Source organism: Sphingobacterium litopenaei, from assembly GCF_014692495.1.
GTDB lineage: Bacteria > Bacteroidota > Bacteroidia > Sphingobacteriales > Sphingobacteriaceae > Sphingobacterium > Sphingobacterium litopenaei.
In genome coordinates this window covers 16,310-36,261 of record NZ_JACOIJ010000021.1, presented here as the reverse complement: position 1 = coordinate 36,261, position 19,952 = coordinate 16,310, and the positions used below count along the sequence as shown (strand labels likewise).

17 protein-coding genes and 1 tRNA gene are annotated in these 19,952 nt (G+C 35.1%); 10 read left to right on the top strand and 8 right to left on the bottom strand.

The window, feature by feature from the left end:
• The first annotated feature begins 61 nt into the window (after positions 1–61).
• From H8B04_RS11365 to H8B04_RS11350, 4 genes are all read left to right on the top strand, one after another.
• Positions 62–2,362, top strand: a complete 2,301-nt coding sequence (locus tag H8B04_RS11365; protein WP_223815392.1) for a TonB-dependent receptor — start codon at positions 62–64, stop codon at positions 2,360–2,362.
• 12 nt (positions 2,363–2,374) lie between these two features.
• A complete protein-coding gene (locus H8B04_RS11360; RefSeq protein ID WP_190302419.1) occupies positions 2,375–2,968 on the top strand; it encodes a hypothetical protein in 594 nt (197 codons plus the stop codon).
• Positions 2,969–3,018: 50 nt separating this feature from the next.
• Positions 3,019–3,090 (top strand) — tRNA-Arg (locus tag H8B04_RS11355).
• A gap of 772 nt (positions 3,091–3,862) precedes the next feature.
• Positions 3,863–4,453 carry a riboflavin synthase gene (locus H8B04_RS11350; RefSeq protein WP_165290818.1) on the top strand — a complete coding sequence of 197 codons (591 nt, stop codon included), beginning with the start codon at positions 3,863–3,865 and terminating at the stop codon, positions 4,451–4,453.
• Between the two features lie 18 nt (positions 4,454–4,471).
• On the opposite strand, the gene H8B04_RS11345 is transcribed toward H8B04_RS11350, so the two are convergent.
• Together H8B04_RS11345 and H8B04_RS11340 are read right to left on the bottom strand one after the other, a co-directional pair.
• Positions 4,472–6,259, bottom strand: a complete 1,788-nt coding sequence (locus H8B04_RS11345; RefSeq protein ID WP_165290819.1) for a chloride channel protein — start codon at positions 6,257–6,259, stop codon at positions 4,472–4,474.
• A gap of 10 nt (positions 6,260–6,269) precedes the next feature.
• Positions 6,270–7,211: a hydrogen peroxide-inducible genes activator gene (locus tag H8B04_RS11340; RefSeq protein WP_190302418.1), complete on the bottom strand. Its 942-nt coding sequence runs from the start codon at positions 7,209–7,211 to the stop codon at positions 6,270–6,272.
• A gap of 126 nt (positions 7,212–7,337) precedes the next feature.
• Here H8B04_RS11340 and H8B04_RS11335 point away from each other — a divergent pair, with 126 nt between their 5' ends.
• The 6 genes from H8B04_RS11335 to H8B04_RS11310 all read left to right on the top strand — a co-directional run bounded on the left by H8B04_RS11335 (position 7,338) and on the right by H8B04_RS11310 (position 12,606).
• Entirely contained in the window at positions 7,338–9,500 is a 2,163-nt protein-coding gene (locus H8B04_RS11335) for a S46 family peptidase (RefSeq protein WP_190302417.1), read from the top strand.
• A gap of 50 nt (positions 9,501–9,550) precedes the next feature.
• Positions 9,551–10,231 carry a thioredoxin domain-containing protein gene (locus H8B04_RS11330; RefSeq protein WP_165290822.1) on the top strand — a complete coding sequence of 227 codons (681 nt, stop codon included), beginning with the start codon at positions 9,551–9,553 and terminating at the stop codon, positions 10,229–10,231.
• Positions 10,231–10,611 carry a DUF423 domain-containing protein gene (locus tag H8B04_RS11325; RefSeq protein ID WP_223815391.1) on the top strand — a complete coding sequence of 127 codons (381 nt, stop codon included), beginning with the start codon at positions 10,231–10,233 and terminating at the stop codon, positions 10,609–10,611. The genes H8B04_RS11330 and H8B04_RS11325 overlap by 1 nt, the downstream gene beginning before the upstream one ends.
• A gap of 146 nt (positions 10,612–10,757) precedes the next feature.
• The gene (locus tag H8B04_RS11320) at positions 10,758–11,312 is read left to right on the top strand and encodes a DUF4256 domain-containing protein (protein ID WP_190302416.1); all 555 of its coding nucleotides are present in this window, start codon (positions 10,758–10,760) and stop codon (positions 11,310–11,312) included.
• 59 nt (positions 11,313–11,371) lie between these two features.
• The gene (locus H8B04_RS11315; RefSeq protein WP_190302415.1) at positions 11,372–12,004 is read left to right on the top strand and encodes an MCP four helix bundle domain-containing protein; all 633 of its coding nucleotides are present in this window, start codon (positions 11,372–11,374) and stop codon (positions 12,002–12,004) included.
• Between the two features lie 143 nt (positions 12,005–12,147).
• Entirely contained in the window at positions 12,148–12,606 is a 459-nt protein-coding gene (locus H8B04_RS11310) for a response regulator (protein ID WP_165290825.1), read from the top strand.
• A gap of 8 nt (positions 12,607–12,614) precedes the next feature.
• On the opposite strand, the gene H8B04_RS11305 is transcribed toward H8B04_RS11310, so the two are convergent.
• The 6 genes from H8B04_RS11305 to H8B04_RS11280 form a co-directional block, all read right to left on the bottom strand.
• Positions 12,615–13,697: a hybrid sensor histidine kinase/response regulator gene (locus tag H8B04_RS11305; RefSeq protein ID WP_223815390.1), complete on the bottom strand. Its 1,083-nt coding sequence runs from the start codon at positions 13,695–13,697 to the stop codon at positions 12,615–12,617.
• Positions 13,698–13,710: 13 nt separating this feature from the next.
• A complete protein-coding gene (locus H8B04_RS17280; protein WP_165290826.1) occupies positions 13,711–15,870 on the bottom strand; it encodes a sensor histidine kinase in 2,160 nt (719 codons plus the stop codon).
• Between the two features lie 18 nt (positions 15,871–15,888).
• A complete protein-coding gene (locus tag H8B04_RS11295) occupies positions 15,889–16,977 on the bottom strand; it encodes a ThiF family adenylyltransferase (RefSeq protein ID WP_165290827.1) in 1,089 nt (362 codons plus the stop codon).
• A 25-nt stretch (positions 16,978–17,002) separates the two neighbouring features.
• On the bottom strand, positions 17,003–17,815 hold the full coding sequence (locus H8B04_RS11290; protein WP_165290828.1) for a hypothetical protein: 813 nt from the start codon (positions 17,813–17,815) through the stop codon (positions 17,003–17,005).
• 75 nt (positions 17,816–17,890) lie between these two features.
• Positions 17,891–18,304, bottom strand: a complete 414-nt coding sequence (locus tag H8B04_RS11285; RefSeq protein WP_190302414.1) for a response regulator — start codon at positions 18,302–18,304, stop codon at positions 17,891–17,893.
• Between the two features lie 280 nt (positions 18,305–18,584).
• Positions 18,585–19,778 (bottom strand): BaiN/RdsA family NAD(P)/FAD-dependent oxidoreductase, encoded by a 1,194-nt coding sequence (locus tag H8B04_RS11280; protein WP_190302413.1) that lies wholly within the window; start codon positions 19,776–19,778, stop codon positions 18,585–18,587.
• Positions 19,779–19,952: the final 174 nt, after the last annotated feature.

The window sequence follows — 19,952 nt, the reverse complement described above, 5'->3', positions numbered from 1 at the left end:
AATTTGCAACTTTGATGCATTTGATATAATTTTGTAGCATTGTTGCAACAACGAATTTTTCATGAATCGAATTATACTTTTTTTGATATACAATTTAGTCTTCTTTGGAGCTGTACAAGCTCAACAAAAAATCCATATCTCGGGAAAAGTATTAAACGATGACACGAAAGAAATCATTGTTCACGCCTATATACGGATCGGCAATCAAATCACGGTATTATCTAACCACCAAGGTGAATTTAATTTAAATGGACTTCCAAAAGGAACTTTAAATCTAGATATTTCACATGTCGCTTATAAAGCTCAAAAGCTAAGTGTAAACCTTTCAAAAGACACTGTTTTTTATATTTATCTAACACCAAAATCCATTGATTTAGACGAGGTCAATGTCCATAAAGCAGGTCCAAACAATACTGCAAACACCTTAAAAATCGAGCAACGTAAAGAAAGTCAAGGCAAAAACTTAGCAGACGCTTTAGCTGATATCACAGGTGTAAGCATTCTTCGTACTGGGGCAACTATTGCCAAACCAATGATTAATGGTTTATATGGTAATCGTATTATTACGCTGAATAACGGTACGAGACATGAAAGCCAGCAATGGGGATTGGATCACGCGCCTGAAATTGACCCTTTTGCATTCCAAAAAATTTCTATTCTCAAAAATGCAGAAGCCATTCGCTACGGAGCGGACGCTTTAGGTGGTCTGATAAAATTAGAGCAACAAGATATTATTAAAAATAAAGAATTAGCAGGAAATGTAAGTCTTGGGGCACATACCAATGGTCGTGGTGGATATCTCAATACGCAATTGGAAGGAACTAAAGGCCATTTTTCTTATCGTGCAGGCATTACGGCGATGAAAGCTGGAAATCTTAAAACACCAGATTATTACATCGGAAATACTGGAAAAAATGAATTAAATGGTAATGCATTTCTGCAGTACGAAAAAGAAAAGCACGACTTTTCCATTTTCTTCAGTCATTTCGGGACTGAATTAGGAATTTTCCAAGGCGCGCATATAGGTACGAAAGAAGACATTTTTGCACGCATTGCATATGGAAGACCATTCGAAAACTATAATTTCTCCTATGAAATTGCCGCTCCAAAACAGAAGGTTACGCATCAATTGGCAAAATTGACTTACCAATATCAAATTGATGAGAATCAAAAATTAGAAACATATTATAGTATTCAACAAAATCACCGTCGGGAATTTGATTTACGTCGCGCCCAATCGGATAATACACCTATGGCGGATATGGTATTGACTACACAACAAGTAGAAGCTGTTTATTCTAATCAATACACGCAAGTCGGATTAGTAGGTTCTTTACAAATAAACAATAATACTGCAGGTACAGGTACTACGCCAATCATTCCAAACTTTGATAATCATAATATCGCCTTGTTTGCCAATTACAAGATTCTATATGGACAAAACCAGGTTGAATTAGGTGCTCGCTATGATTATAAATATTTCGATGCTGCAGGTTATCGATTTGCCTATGACAAAATGAACGATGACGGAACAGTACCACAGTATTTATTAAAGGACAGAAGACATTTCAATAATATTTCGGGTGTAGTGGGCAATACTTTAGCCATAAATTCACACTTCACTTGGAAAAGTACAATTTCCTTAGCTTGGCGTGCGCCATCTGCTAGTGAATTGTACAGCGATGGAATACACCATGGAACTGGTACTTATGAAATCGGCAACATCGATTTGAAAAGTGAGAAGGGGTTAAAGTGGGTCAATACTTTGCAATACAAAACTCCTTGGTTAGCAGTTAATGCGGATCTATTCACTCAAATGATTGACAATTACATCTACAGTCAACCTTATCCTGATTCTGTACGTCAAACTATTCGAGGCACCTTTCCAATTTTTCAATATCAGCAGGATAATGCGGTCTTCTATGGATTGGATTTACAGGCGCATATTGATTTAGGTAAAAAAACAATTTACGAAATGGGATTTTCTTCGGTAAGAGCTAAAAACATAAGTAAAAATAGCTACTTGCCTTACATCCCAGCGGATAGAATACAACAAGCTATTGCTTACAAATTCTTGCTAAAAGAAAATAATAATTCCTACTTAAAGCTTAAACATCAATTTCAAGCACGTCAAACGCGATATGAAGCGAATTCAGATTTCGCGGCGCCTCCCGCAAGCTATCATACTTTCGCATTAATAGCTAGCAGCAACTGGAAATTACCAAATATGAATTCTATCGGTTTGCTTTTATCGGTAGAAAATATTTTCAACACAGCATACAAGGACTATTTGGACAGATTTAGATATTACACACATAGCCCAGGAAGAAACACATCTTTAAAGATAAATTACACATTCTAACACTTATATATTATGAAAAATTACATTTTAATAGCTCTGATCAGCGTATTTGCATTCTCATCATGTACAAAAGATGATCCAATTCCAGAAGTTGATCAAGAACAGTTAAGTACAGCTACCTTAACTTTTAGTCCTGTAGAAAAAGAAATTAAAGACGGTAAAACTATATATACGTCAATCGAAGGTGGAGAAGTAGAAAGCATCAAGTTCCAAGCACCAAGCTATTTGCCTGAAGTGGGTACGCATTTGGATTTACATGTCGGCGAAACGTATAAATTATCATTGAAAACTACAGACTTTGCTGGAAGGGCTTCAGAGCAAACCTTCTTAAATCGTTCAGAAAGTCACCAAGCTTTCTTATTAGGCGCAGATAACGCCACACTGGAATTTGTGTACGGAGACGAAAATAATGTTGGTATTACAGCATACATCACGCCGAAAAAAGAAGCATCTGTCGTATTAAATTACATCATGCGTCATCTTAATGCAGCATCAAAACAAACGCTGAAAGCTTCCGATTGGAACAATACTGCAATCAAATTAGGTGCTATAGATTTGGATTTAAAATTCGAAGCACACCTTGTAGAAGAAGGTCACGGACATTAATATCAAAAACTAATTTTAGTTTCGCCTAAAAATGATATTTTTGCGAAACCGCCTGCGTAGTTCAATGGATAGAATATCAGATTCCGGTTCTGCCGATGTGGGTTCGACTCCCGCCGCGGGCACTTAAAAACACAAAAGCTCATTTACTTTTCGTAAATGAGCTTTTATTTTTTGTGTTAAACTGCTATAAGTTCCATTAAAATCATATTTATACAAAAACAAAAAGGACTTTTCGCAAATAAAAAGTCCTTTTTAATTCTTTAAAATAAGAAAAGCCTAAGAAATTCGAGCGAATTCTTAGGCTTAATAAAACCTCATTACGAGGTAAATCAACCTAAACCTTCACAAAGGTAATAAAATAATTTATTAAGTTCCAAATACTTACTGCAAAAAATATTATTTATTTAACTATTGGTTCATTAAAATTCTGGTAATCAATTAGATAATATTAATAAAAAAAGGTTTTCAAACGGGGAGAATGAAAACCTTCGATAACCAATTATAAACCTAAATTATGATACACCAAAGATAGTGTACTTTTTACACATATGCAAATGATTTTGAAAAAAAGTTTTTGTTAGCAATATTTTACTATTGCTTTTGGTTTAAAAATCATGGCATTTGAAAGAAGTTGTTATTCTTTTAAACAATAAAAAACTGCGTATATTATTATTGAAAGCCTTTTTTATGAATTTTTCTTTTAGTAATTAAGCATAAATTACATTTAAAATTTACAGCTAATCTTCAATGTAACATTATCAATACATATATTTTTTTGTTCCCTTATTATACTCCCCCCCCATTCTATTTCCTTATTTAACGTTTATCTCCAATTCTTCATGCAGGAAGATTATTCTCGAATAGTTTGTGTATTTTTGTAAAAAATAAATTCGCATGTTCACAGGGATTATAGAAACATTAGGTATAGTCAAAAACATTCAACAAGAACAGTCTAATATTCATTTTCATATTGAATCATCCATTTCAAATGAATTGAAAATAGATCAAAGTGTATCGCACAATGGAGTTTGCTTAACTGTAGTAGAAGTTAATGCGAATACACATGTGGTAACGGCTATTGATGAGACATTACAGAAAACTAACTTAGGTCATTTGCAGGTGGGTGACGTGGTGAATTTAGAGCGTTGTACACAAGCGAATGGTCGTTTTGATGGTCATATCGTACAAGGGCATGTGGATCAAACTGCGGTCTGTATTGCGCGAGAAGATCAAAATGGAAGCTGGTTGTTTACTTTTCAATATGATCCCTCTTCCAATAATATAACTGTAGAAAAAGGTTCTATAACCGTAAATGGAATAAGTCTTACGGTTGTGAATTCACAAATAGATCAATTTTCTGTCGCTATTATCCCCTACACCATCGAACATACAAACCTGCAGCATGTCGATATAGGAACGACGGTTAATTTGGAATTTGATATAGTAGGAAAATATGTTTCAAAAATAATGGCTCTTAGAGGATAAGAGCCATTATTTTTAATTCTATTCTAGGTACGAACCTTGCCGCATCAGTAATGCCCGGTATTTGTTGAATACAGCTGATTTGGAAATAAAACCTAAGTAATTTCCATTCTTATCAATGACGGGCAAAATCCAAACATCTTCCCTATTCATTTTCTTCATCACAATATCCATATTTTCATCAATACGAATAATATCATTGGGTTTCTGTGCTAAGGTCATAAAATTTCGATTAACACCATCTTCTTCGCCCAATAAAATAGAAAACAACCTTTCACTGTAAATAATTCCCAAAAATTTACCGTCAGCTTCCACTATAGGAAAGATATTTCTTTTGGAATGTATAATATCCGTTTTACGATCATTAGGAGTTTCCACAGGGCGTAAAATAACAAAATTCGTTTCAATAATATAACGAAGTTTCATCATGCTCAAGACTGTGCGATCTTTATCCTCATATGAAATTAGATCTCCAGATTCTGCTAATACCTTCGTATAAATAGAATGCTTCATACCATTTCTATTAATTAGATACGAAATAGAAGTTACAATCATTAAAGGTACCATTAGCATATAACTTCCAGTCACTTCCGCGATCAAAAATACACCTGTTAAAGGCGCATGCATAATCCCGCTCAATGCTCCTGCCATACCAGCCATCACAAAATTCGGAACATTCAGTTCTATCAAGCCAGTAAGATTAATCCCATATGCAAAAGCAAATCCCAATAAACCTCCCATGACTAAACTCGGGCCAAATACACCGCCGTTACCCCCACTATTTACCGTAACGAGCGCAGCCAGTGCCTTAGCAAATAAAGTAAGAGTAGTATAAGCAACAATAACCCAGCCTATATGACGAAAATCAGCAAATAGACTATTCTTAACGATAGCATCGAACTGACCATCCAAAATCTGTTGTATGGTCAAATAACCTTCGCCATATAAAGCAGGAAACACAAATATTAACACCCCTAATGACACCCCACTTACCCAAACCTTCATGTAAGGACTGTGAATATTACCGAGCCAGCCTTTGACAGCTTGACTGAATTTGGAGAAAAATATGGTATAAACCCCCACTATAGTTGCAAGGAGAATATAAAATAGAAGGGCGTTAACATTCCAATCGGTTACGCTAGTGTGGAATAAGGGTTCACTATATACAATTTTTGAGACGACAGCTGCTAAAGCAGAAGAAATCAAAAGCGGAATAAGCACCGGGATAGAAAATTCAGTCAATAGAATTTCTATGGAGAAAATCATTCCGGCAATTGGACTGTTGAAAGCACCTGAAATACCTGCAGAAGCTCCACATGCTAACAACATGGTTACTTCCTTATAACTCAACCCAAAAAAACGACCTATATTGGAGCCTATGGCTGCCCCACTGTGGGCAATAGGTGCTTCCAATCCCGACGATCCACCAAAACCAACAGTTAGCGCTGAAGTAATTATTTGGGAATAAATATTATGAGGTTCAATGCGGCTAGATTTTCGAGATATGGCATAAATAATTGGCGTAATACCATGTTCAAATTTCTTACCTCTCAAAACTTTCCTCAAATAAAGAACAGATAGTAAAATACCTATAAGAGGGAAAATCAGGTACAAGGAATATTTATAGTGCCAATCAATATCATCCTGCAAAAAAGAGGCAATGGAATGCGTCATTCCTTTTAGTAAAGAAGCAGCAATCCCTCCGACAATTCCTACCACAAAGGCAAGGATGATAATAAAGTTTCTATTCGAAACCCGTTGCATCCGCCATTTATTCAATTGCTGTAATTTTATAGAAAATCTATTCATTCCTTATGATTTACAGATCAAAGCCCATGACTTCTTTCTTCTTTTTAGATTTGAAACGCTCTGGAACGATTTCCAATATTTCCCTAATTAAAGTATTAACAGCTTGTTTCTTGACAAAGTTTTGCGTCGTCACAACTGAAATTTCACGAACTGGTTCTGGTGCTTTGAAATACCGAACATGAGTTAATTCATCTTCATTGTAATTCATAATACTCAACTCGGGTAAGATAGTAATACCTGAATTAATATCTACCATACGCTTCAATGTCTCCACGGAACCGGTATTGTATTCAAAAGTTCCTTCCAAACCATAATTGTGCTTATAGTTGCAGATATTCAACACCTGACCACGCATACAGTGCCCTTCATTAAGCAACCATAATTTCTCGTCGGCAATATCATCCGTGCTTAAGATTTTCTTTTGAAAAAGATTACTTTTTCCCGAGACATATGCTACAAAAGTTTCATAGAAAATGGGAGTTTCAACGATATTGTTATCTGTCAAAGGCGTAGAAAGAATCCCACAGTCCAAAATCCCTTGTTTCAATTCCTGCACAATACGTTCGGTTGTATATTCCCAAATTTGCAATTTAACTTTAGGATACTTTTTTAAGAAAGCAGTAATGACATCCGGAAGCAAATATGGTGCAACCGTAGGAATTACGCCTACACGAAGTTCACCTTCTAACTCCCCCTTTTTCTCCTGTAAAATTTCATTGATTTTTTTGCTTTCCATCAACACTACGCGTGCCTGCTCAATGATTTTCAATCCCACTTCTGTTGGCACCACAGGCTGTCTACTGCGATCAAAAATCTTAACACCAAGGGATTCTTCCAACTTTTGGATTTGCATACTCAGTGTGGGCTGAGTTACAAAACATTTTTCTGCTGCTGCGACAAAACTTCTATACGTATCCACCGCAACAATATATTCCAGTTGAACTAAAGTCATTCTATAAATTTTTCTTATACAAAGGTAAGAAACCTATAAGTAAAACACATTAACAAAAGCTATTCTTCTCGTATCTTTTTAAATGCTTATAAAAGAATTCGTATTTTTGAGAAAATACATTTAAATATGAAATTAAATCTTAAGTCAGCAGCTTTAATCGCGCTTTTGTTTGGATCAGCGTCTGTATTTACAGCCTCTATACCAGACGAAGGAATGTTTCCTTTGAGCGAATTGAGCCGTGCAGGATTGAAAAAAGCCGGTTTGAAAATTAGTGAAAAAGATATTTACAATCCGGGACAAATTGGTCTAGTCGATGCTTTAGTACAAGTTTCAGGATGTTCTGGTTCTTTCGTATCGGGCAGTGGGCTTATTATCACGAATCATCACTGTGCATTTAGCGCGGTACAATTGGCTTCTACGCCTGAGCATAATTATTTAGAAAATGGTTTTGTAGCCCGTTCTCAAGAGCAAGAAATAGAAGCGAAAGGATTGAGGATTCGCATTACAGATTCTTATGAAGATGTTTCAGTACGTATTTTAAATGCCGTAGCAAACATCTCCGACCCTATTAAACGTATCAACACCATCACAAAATTGCGTGAGCAAATTGCAAAAGAAGCTGAAGCCAAAAATCCAAGCATCAAAGCTGAAGTGTCGGAAATGTTTATCGGAAAAACATACGTCCTATTCCGATACAAAACTATTGAAGATGTGCGTCTCGTATATATTCCACGCCAAGATATTGGAGAATTTGGCGGTGAAACGGACAACTGGGTGTGGCCAAGACATACAGGAGATTTTTCATTTTTGAGAGCTTATGTAGGTCCTGACGGAAAACCTGCTAAGTATTCTAAAGATAATGTACCCTATAAACCTAAAAAATACTTGAAGGTAAATCCTAAAGGCGTAGAAGAAAATGATTTTGTGTTTATTTTAGGTTATCCAGGTCGTACATTCAGACACAGACCAGCACAGTTTATAGAATACCAACAAAAATTCTTGTTACCATTCACTTCTGAATTGTATGATTTTCAAAATCAGCAAATGGCTTTAGCGGGTAAAAATGATAAAGCAACGGAATTAGCATTAGCAACGCGCATTAAGCGTAATGCCAATGTGATGAAAAATTACCGAGGAAAACTTAAAGGTTTACGAAATATTGATTTAATTGGCACAAAGAAAAAAGAAGACCAAGAGCTAGAGAATTTCATCAATTCTAAACCAGAATTGAAAAGCAAATATGGCTCATTGATGCAGGATATTGACCAACATTATCAATTGGTTTTCTCTGATGCTTTGCGCGAGTTATGGTTTAATAATTTGTATTCGGGAATTCGTACAATGCAAGTTGCGAATGTGATTAATTCATTCAAGAATGCATTGATAAAACAAACTTCAGCAAGCAATCGTCAGCAAGTTTTTGATTTGAATATTGCCAATGTAAAAAAACAGCTTAATGCTATTTACGAGAGCTATAATGTAGATGTTGATAAAAATATTGCTGCAAAAATGTTTGCTGACGCAATGGCATTGACGGATAAACATCGTGTAGAAACAATCGCAAAAAGAAATTTCTCTTCCGATGATGCAGCTGCTGGATTCATTAAAAATGCAGTAGATAATTCTAAATTGAATTCTGCAGAAAGTCTTTATAATTCTGTTTTAAGAGATGCTAATACATTATTATCGTATTCAGATGACATTCTAACTATCCAACAGGAATTGGATGCCGAACACAGCATTTTCAAAGATGAATTAAAACGTCGTGAAGGAGTTTTAAATCGACTTATGGGAGATTATGTGGCTGTAAAAGAAGTTTTTCAATCGAAAAACTTTATTCCTGATGCTAACTCGACTTTACGCTTGACTTTTGGAAATATAAAAGGATATAGCCCTGCTGATGCTACCTATATGTCTCCGTTCACGACAGTAAAAGGTCTTATAGAAAAAGGTAATTCTGGAGATCCTGAATTTAACTACCCACAACCTATTAAAGAAGCATGGTTAGCCAAAAACTTCGGTCCATATGTAAGAAAAGGAACTAATGATGTCCCTGTAAATATCTTATACAATATGGATACTACAGGAGGAAATTCAGGTTCGCCAATCATGAACGCATACGGAGAACTAATCGGTGTGAATTTTGACCGTTCTTATGATGCGACAATTAATGATTTCGCTTGGAACGAAAGTTACAGTCGTTCTATCGGAGTCGACATTCGCTATGTCTTGTGGATTGCTGACAAAATTGACAATGCACAATTCATCATTAAAGAAATGGGAATTTAAAATTGGAAGAGGTGCTGAATGGCACCTCTTATACTATAAAAGACTTAAGCATGAAATATATCATTACAATAGCTGGTTTGTTTTGTAGTCTAATGACGTTTGGGCAAACCAAAATTGCAAATACGGAAGCTTTACAAAAAATAAATAACGAAGATGTTCAGCTCGTTGATGTACGAACTGATGAAGAATACAGCAAGAAGCATCTTAAAAATTCTATCCATATTAATTGGAATGATAAAGAAAACTTTGATGCTTTAGCTAGCAAATTAGATAAGAAAAAGCCAGTTTATGTGTATTGTTTGTCTGGTGGACGTTCCAATAAAGCTGCACAATATTTGTCGGAAAAAGGTTTCGAAGTATTTGATATTGAAGGAGGAATAATGAAATGGGAAGCATCAAATCTACCTTTAGTATCTGCCAACGAAAAAACAACAGGAATCAACCTTGACGCGTACGAATCTCTAACAAAAAGTCATCCAAAAGTGCTTGTTAACTTCTATGCGGAGTGGTGTGCTCCTTGCAAAGAATTGGCTCCAATAATTGATAAAATAGCTCAAAAGCAAGCAGATAATTTGAAGGTAATCAAGATTGACGCCGATGAAAACAAAGATTTACTTAAGCAACTGGGAATCTCAGGAATTCCCCAATTGTATATATTTAAAGATGGCCAAAAAACTTGGTCAAAATCTGGTTTAACTACTCTTAAAACTTTAGAGAAAAAATTAAAATAATGATGAATACTGCTACACTTATTATCGCTACATTATTTGGAAGTAGTGCCATCATCTTAGGCGCTTTTGGTGCTCATGCATTCAAGAAACTTATTTCAGCCGAAAAGTTAGCATCTTTTGAAGTAGGTGTTCGTTATCAAATGTATTCGACATTGATTTTACTGATTCTTGGATTTCAATTAAATTTTGATATTTATAGTGAACGCCTAGCTGTATATGGTATTACCGCAGGAACGATTCTTTTCTCTTTTAGCATTTACTTTCTGTCATTCGCCGAATATTGGAAAAAGAATTTGAAATTCTTGGGTCCCATTACTCCCCTGGGAGGACTTTTAATGATCATTGGATGGGGAGCATTATTGATCTCATTTTTGAAATAAGAAGAAAGCCTTTCGCTTATATTTTTCGTTAAGACCTTTATAATCATTAATAAACTTTCAATAATAATTCTATAATCATCTATATTTTGCGAGCAGATTTGTATATTGAATGATATCTTAATAAAAAAATAAAAGTCTAATAACCAATGAAAACTTTAGATATACAGCAAGAAACCGATTTATTAAATATTCTGGAAAAAAGATTTCACAAAAATTCCCACCGTCATCCCGAAGTGAAATGGGAAGAAGTCTATAAAAAATTAAAAGATAGTCCTCTAAAACTAAGTATATTATTCAGAATGGAAGAAACAGGTGGCGAACCTGATGTCATTTGCTGGGAAGGTAATGACAATGAAATAGTATTTGTAGATTGTGTTACAGAAACGCCGAAAGGAAGACGCAGTATTTGCTATGATCACGAAGCATTAGAAGCACGAAAGCAATATAAACCAGAAAATTCGGCAATCAATATGGCTGAGGAAATAGGAATAGAATTGCTAGATGAGAATCAATATTTTGAATTACAAAAATTTGGAGAATTTGATCTCAAGACCTCCAGCTGGATTAAAACTCCGAAAGAAATACGGGATCGCGGCGGAGCACTTTTTGGAGATAAAAGATTTGGTCGCGTATTTATTTACCACAATGGCGCTGATTCATATTATGGCGTTAGAGGTTTTAGAGGTTTTCTTCGCGTGTAATTTTCACTCCAAATAACTATCCATCTGTTCAATATTTCCTGATAAGTAAAAGAAATCTGATGATGCTATTCAAAAAATTAGGCTTTACTGCCCAAAACAAAATTAAAACCACAACGCTAGTTTTCTCCGTACTTTGTTTGATTCTTTTGACTAATCTTCAGGAACGCATGATGATCAAAAGAGTAAACGAGACAGTAACTTCTATTTACGAAGATAGAGTCGTGGTTGGCAATTATATCTTACTACTTTCTTACCATGTTGAAGAAATTATCCATCATCTTCAATCTAATGATCTTTCAGTCACTAAAGATGTTAAAACTATTCTTGATCAGATTGATTCGATAAATATCAAATATGATAAGACTTATCTGACAGAAATAGAAAAAGATAATTTTACAAGATTCACTTCTCTCATCACTGAGATGAAGAAACCCACTACTACATTAAAAAATCAAGAAGCTTTGCAGCAAAGTGTAGAAGCACTTCAAATCCTAAAAAAGTTATCTTCTATTCAGGTCGATGAAGGAAAAAATAAGTTAGATGAAGTCTTGAGCATGACAAATACGAGAAGTATACTCTCCTATTTAGAGATTGTGATAATCATTATTATTTCTATACTCATACAGAAAATCGTATTATCCGCAAAACCATTAGCAGTCAAAAAGCAAACTAATGATCATCATTTAAATTAAAAGCCACTTAATATAATCCACACAACTCATTGATTATCAACAGAAAGCACTAAAATTTTATTAAAATACAATATTTTGTGTATATTGCAAGACTGAATGTAAAACCCATTTTTACTAAAGTATTCTATCTATTGAACAAACATATGAGCAAAATATCTGTGCTTTATGTAGACGATGAAGAAAACAACTTGTTTTCTTTCAAAGCTACTTTCCGTCTTAAGTATAATGTACATACCGCTATTAGTGGTAATGAAGCATTAGAAATTATTAAATCAACGCCTATCGACATCATTATTACCGATCAGAGAATGCCAGAAATGACAGGTGTTGAATTTTTAGAAAAGGTTATAGATATCAATGCGGAGCCAATACGTATTTTGCTAACTGGCTATACGGACATGGGAGCAGTAATAGATGCTGTCAACAAAGGAAAAATCTTTCATTATCTGACTAAACCATGGAGCGAAGAAGAATTGGATGATACGATTCAACGCGCTTATCAAATCTATTCAGATCGGAAATCCACAATGGAAAAATTTTCGCAGCTGGAAGTATCAAATGAACAATTGGAATTTCTATTAAGACAAAAGCTTTTGTCTTAATAGAAAAGCTATTTACTAGGAATCTGAATAGTAAATTTAGTTCCTTTTCCTAATTCAGATTCGACTTGTATAGTTCCCTTGATCTTGATTAGAGCGGTATTCACATTGTATAATCCAAATCCCATACCTTGTGACTGATTGCTCGCTCTATAAAATAATTTAAAAATTTCTTCTTTAGCCTCTGTTGGAATACCAATACCATTATCTTTTACTTCAATGGTGGCTATTCCTTTAGCTACTTTTATTGTTACATGTATAAATTTATTAGCTTCGCCTTCTCTTTGGTATTTGAAAGCATTACTCAATAAATTGTGCATGATAAGCTCAATTAAAGAAATATCACTTTTGAAATTAGTAGGTTGATCTACTTCAACTTTAAAATCAATTTGCGTTCGCTCTACGGATACTTGATAAAATTCCCTCAGATTATTAGCGACTTCATTAAAATCAATATCTTTTAAAAGCAACTCTCCTCTTCGCAATAAATAATAATCCCTTAAACTGTCGATATATTGATCAAGCTTCAATATAGAGCCTTGCATCATCTTCAACAGTTCATGAATATCTTTCACTTTATCATAGCCTAAAGCATACGTAATCGCAGACAAAACACCAGTCAATGGATCTCTAAGATCATGGCTAATACTGTAGGCAAACTTATCCAATTCATCATACGCTTTTTGCAATTCTTCATTGCGAACATCTAATAAAGAGGTTGCGATGTAAAACTTATTAGCTTCTTCTATAGAAGAGATAATATCTTCATTGATCCAAGGTTTACGAACGAATTTGAATATATTTCCTCTGTTGATGGCATCAATAACTACACTCATATCTGCATATGCAGTCAGTAGAATGCGTATTGGTCGAGGATATTCCTTTCTTACTCGCGCAAGAAAATCTACCCCCAATTCATCAGGCATACGTTGATCACAGAAAATGATTCTTATATTAGGATTCTCTGCTAATATTTTTTCTGCTTCCTTTGTGTTGGAAGCTATATGGATGATGTAATCCAATCTGAAATTTGCTTTAAATCCCAACAGGTTATTTACCTCATCATCAACATACAAGATTTCAACTTTTTCCATAATACTCATTTAACTAAACAGTCTGCTTTATTGGAATAACGATAATAAAAGTCGTTCCTTCGCCTACTTCAGACTCAATTAATATTTTTCCATTGTGCTTGTCTACCGTATTGTATGCAATAGACATGCCCAGTCCTGTCCCTTCACCCACATCTTTGGTTGTAAAGAATGGTTCGAAAATTCTATTCTTGATATCTTCAGGTATACCTATTCCATTATCAGCTATCTTGATGAATATAGAATTACCATCCTCGTACAGACCTGTAGTTATTTGTAATTCGCCCCCATAATCTTCTGAAAATTTCTTATCAATGGCATATATAGCATTCGAAAGGATATTTAGAAACACTTGATTCAATTTCCCTGCGTAACATTCCACAAAAGGGATATCACCATAGGATTTGCTCACCTTGATTTTATCTTTAACTAAACTATTCAAGATGACCATCGTCGATTCTACACCTTCGTTGATATCGGCAAATTTTAAAGTATCTTCATCTACTCGTGAGAATACCCTTAAACTTTTCACAATCTCTGCCGTGCGACTTGCTCCTTCGTGCATACCCTTAAGCAAGAATTCCACCTCTGTCTTTAGGTAGTCCATATCGAGCTCATGCTTATATTTTTGAATCCAAGTAGATTTTTCTTCAAAAGACAGCTCTGCGTTCAATGCTAAGCTTTCGAATTCTTTAATGGCTTCCCAAATCATATCTATATCTCGACGCAAAGGAGCTACGTTGGAGGTTACAAAATTGATTGGATTGTTTATTTCATGCGCCACGCCCGCTGTAAGCTGACCTAATGATGCCATTTTTTCCGCTTCCACCAGTTGAGATTGTGTTTCTTTCAAATGCGTAAGCGTTGTTTGCAAAGACTCATTACTTTCCGTCAATTCTCGCGTGCGTTCTTCTACTTTTTGTTCTAACATTACATTCTGCTCTCTAATTAATCGTTCATTGTCCAGTAGTATTTTAAGTGCTTTGGATTGGGATTCTTCTTTCTCTTTGCGATAGACATTTATTTTATCCCCAAGGGCGAATGACAGGAGAATTGCCTCAATTACCGACCCTACTTGAATAGAACGTAAAGTAAAAAAGTTGTACGGCAACACATTAAAATCTTTGAGCACATACACTAATACACTAATTAAAAATATACACCATGCAAAAAGAAAATATTTTGTCTGTCGATATTTCTCGCGAGACAATCGAAAAGCTAATACCAATACGATCGTAGATCCTCCACCAGCAACAATATTGACCATTTTGTAGGCTGGAGTTATTATTCCCGCGAGTAATAATCCAATAGCGATAAGGTAACCACCTATAAAAATATTCAATAGCTTATTGAATCTTGGAGATTCCTCTTTCGTTTGTAAAAATGACTTAACGAAAAATATCGCTGCCAATCCAGAAAGAGCTCCAGTCAAAGTTAAAAGGCGACTTTTAATCCAAGTGCTTTCTATAGCCAACAGTGGCTCCAATAATCCTAGAATGGCCAATTGTGCTACTACTACCCAAAAGATATAGTTTACATAGGTGAAATAATGTGATTCTCGTGTGGAGAAATAAAGAAAAATATTATAGAGAATCATGGAAAGCATGAGACCTATATATATTGCCGAGAAAATATCCGATTGCAATAAAGTATCAAACAAGCTTTCGGGACTATGGATAGAAATCGGTGCAGAAAGCTGTGTATGATTAAAAAGTTTTAAATAACATTCTACTTGTTCACCTTTTTTAACCGGAACTTCAAATAGGTAGAATTGATGATGGAATTCAAATTTCTTTCTAGATATCCTCGCATCTGCATTTAAACTATCGACTTTGCCATTATGAACCCAATAAAAGACTACTTCATCAATACCAACTTGGGAAAGATTAATAACTAAATCGTCTATATCGCAAACATTTTTTACCGAAAAACGAATCCAATTATTCGAACCATCCACACCCAGGTTAGGTACATCTTGATTACTATCAACAAACTTATTTCCCATTTGAACAATCTGTTCAAAAGAGAGTGTTCGCGTAGGATCCTTTAAAATAGAAATATTTTTACCTATATATTTGCCATTACTTTCTTTTGAGAAAACAACGGGACTATAAGCAAATGCGTTTAAATAAGACGCGAATATTAATATAACTAAAAGAATAACTCTAAAATTCATAGGAAGATTGTATATAGATTATTCCTCAGTTCTTATCAAACTTTCTACATCGACATAATGTCTTGCAGATGGGACAGAATGTCCCAGTAATATTTCACGACATACTGTAGTGGTAATAGCCCCTCCTAGAAACACCTCAGAGGCCAATTGTGGCCATGATGCTAATGATTTATTTATTTCTGGTAGAGATTGTTTCATCCTGTTCGAAAGATTAGCAGCATTCACTATTTTCATCAGATAGCCCATTTTTTCTTCTGGGGATAATGTAGAAAGTTTTTCCGCTGTTAATCCATCCGCTAAACCATGAAACAAGGGCCTTCCAGGTTCCAAATCAAATCGCTCAATATCCAACATTCCTTTATCATTGGTATCCATCACAACAGGAATACCAGCTTTACGCGCTTCTAATCTACTTTTTATTTTGACTTCAAAACTATCGCACACCTCAACTAATACATCTACGCCTCCGTTGCCTTTCAAAAAAGCCTCAAAATTATTTTCTGCGACACCTTCCGGATAGATTTCTACATCAAGAAAAGGATCTATCTCTGCTATTTCTCGTGCTGCAATGACTACTTTGGGTACCGAAAGATTGAAAACCCCCGCACGAAGTCTATTCATATTGCTCAAATCCAGCGAATCAAAATCAGCTAACCTTAAACTTCCACAAATACGCTCCATCGCAATGGTTAGTGCTATAGACTGTCCTACAGACAAACCAATTACACCAATCTTTTTAGAAGCTAACTTCTGTTGTTCTTCTTTAGAAATTTTTAGCTGATTACGATTTGTTCTTACCTCAATAAACTCCCTCTCATCCAGAATATGAACCAATGACTTTCTCCAAGGATAATATACCCAGACACCAAACTCCTCGACAGTTTTATTTCCTAGAATTTCTTTTCGTAACACTTCCGCTTCTTGCTCACTCACGCCCATCGGGAAACGGCAACGAATTAATTCTTTAATCTGTCTTTCAATTTCATCGTACGTAAAAGCAATATCACCTATTTTTTTAAGGTCATTCAAAGCGTCTTTTTCTTCTTTATTCGAAATACGGAAGAAAGTAGGTTTATAAGGAAATTGGTTTTCCAAGATGTCTTTCATATTTATAGCGTCAATATTTGTTTAGTTACATTATTTGAATATCGCTGTCCTCCGCATACTTATCCAATCCAGCTCTTCTAGGAGCATTGGCTATCACCTCATTGATATCCCAACTTCCTTTAAGATCAAGTTCCAGTTGATATTGAATTTCAATTTCCTTGGAACGTAACATTTCGATTCGAGTGCAATTTTGGGTATTACGTAAGGCTAAAATTGCATTCTTATCTTCCTCGGAAGCCAATTCCAAGGTATTAACATCCTCCAAAATCATTGTTGTCGCTAAGAGATCCAATTTGGGATAATAAAATGTACCATTATTTCCTACACCAGTTTCCTGCCTATATCCTACACTTTTTGTAAGATTGATAGTATAAGGAGCACATAAGGCGAACAAGGATTTGATGCCTATATGAGGAGCAATCGCGATAGCAGCTCTTGTCAAAAAAATACTGCCAATTCCGTATCCAGCAATTTCTCGCGAGTTCCAAAGACCGCAACCTTCGCCAGTTCCTTCTTGTCCGTACTCCCATACCAAATCAAAAATCTTAGGATCCATCTTTCCAGTAGCTTCCTCAATAGGAAGAGGTTGATTACCTCCAGCTACATGTATACGCGCACCACCATAGACGTTTTCACCGTCTAATGATTCTACAATAAGTACAAATGCGGCGGGATTATACATCCAATCGTTTTTGGATGAAGTAACTTTTTTTACGCCAATCGCTGTGAGGACGTGTTCATGCCCCGCAATAAAGCGTTCGCAAGTTTTCGGATCATCTATAGCTCTAAAAGCTCTTAATCGTACTACAGGCCTTCCTTCTTTGAATACTAGTGCCACTTTAAAATAATCAATAAAATGAAATGTATAATATATTGAATGTCAACAAAGCTACTTCATTAACAATCCATACGGTTATAATAGATTCTCGTTATATTTATCCAAAATCTGATAAACCCCTTCCCTATCAATCGGTTTGATTATATATTCTTTGATGAATTTATATTCTTGTAATTTTCCTATATCTAATGAACTTTTTGAAGAACTAACTATGTATATCGGTGCGGTATGAATAAATTCAAAGCTATTAACCACCAGGTTTTCTACTAATTCCCAACCATTCATAAATGGCATATTAATATCAATGAAAACCATATCAGGATATAAATTAGGCGCATCTTTTATCGACAAAAAATGATCCCAAGCTTTTTTACCGTCCGAAAAAACTTCCACATCTATCTTTCTAGAAGGATAATCTTCCAGAAATTTTTTAAATAAGAAACAGAAGATAGCGTTATCTTCTACTAGCGTTACGCGCATTGAACTCATAGGTAGTAATCCCTTTTGTACTAATTTATTATGTATTGCTACAATATTCTAATAATAACCATCCGAGCTACTATCAAATAATACTTCACAGGTCATTCACAATAAAACTCTAGAATACAAAAGGTTAGATTGAATCGATTATCTACAATAATCAAAATGTTTTCATAGCAAATATATCCTAATATTCCCCAAAAAGAATGATTAGTCTACTGCAAAATACAAAAACTTTTTATTAGCCCATAAAAGATTTGAATAATATTAGATATAAACTATGATATTTTTAAATATCCTGCGCAATAGCGAATCCCGCCGCCCAAGCCCATTGGAAATTATAGCCACCAAGCCAACCTGTAATGTCAACAGCTTCACCACCGAAATATAAACCAGGATTTTTCTTTGATTCCAAAGTTTTAGGGTTTAATTCTGAAGTAGAAATACCTCCACGCATCACCTCAGCCTTGTCATAACCTTTGTCACCAGCTGGTTTGACTTTGAATTTGTGAATAGTTTCGACTATTAGCTTTGCATCAGCTTTACTCAGCGAAGCAATTTTAATATCCAATGGCAAGAATTTACCCAATGCATCGACCATTTTTTTAGTAAAGTAATCGTTTAGCATCTGCCCTACCAAACGCTTACCGCCACTGTTGCGCTCTTGCTTAATGACATCTTCTAATTTGAATTTTGGAAGCAAATCAATTGTAAAAGTTTCACCAGCTCTCCAATATGAGGAAATCTGCAAAATAGCAGGTCCACTCAAGCCCCAATGTGTGAAAAGAATATTCTCTTCAAACGAAATCTTATCATTGTACACACGCGCAAAAACGGAATTACCTGATAAAGAAGCATACCAGTCTGCGTCTTTTCCGGTAATCGTCAACGGAACCAAAGCAGGCGCAGTTTGTACGATTTCCAACTCAAACTGACGCGCTACACGTAATGCAAAATCCGAAGCGCCTAACTTTTGAACAGGCAAACCACCTGAAGCAAAAACTACTTTCTTAGATTGCAAAACTTCTTCTTTGCCATTCCGTTCTATCGAGAGCTCATAGCCGCTTTCAACTTTTCGAGCAGCTTTTACCAATGCATTCAGCCATAAATCTTGTCCTGTTTCAAAAAGCAATTTGGTAAAAGTAGCGACTATATCCTTAGCCTTATTCGTTGTTGGAAAAAGTTGACCTAATGTCTTTTCTTGCGGTTTAATACCTCCAAAATTTTCAAAAAACTGAATGGTATCTTCTACTGTCCATTGTGAAAAGACAGTATTTAAAAATTTTGGATTTTCAGAAACGAAATTTTCTACGGAAGTGCCTAGATTGGTATAATTACAACGTCCTCCACCTGAGATGAGAATCTTAGCACCTGGCTTTTCATTGCGCTCGAGAACTAACGTTTTCTTGCCCAACAATCCTGCCTGTGCAGCACACATCAATCCACAAGCTCCCGCACCAATTATTATTGCGTCGTAATTCACCACTATTTTTCTATTAGAATGCCAAAGATAGGTCGTCTTAGGAAATATGGCAAGTTAATAATAAGTAAAAAGTTAGAAGTAGGAAATTAGAAATAGAAAATAAAAACGTTATTGTTCCCAGTCACTTCAACGAAAGGAGAAGTCTATTATTCGATCTCTAACCATATTTCTTTT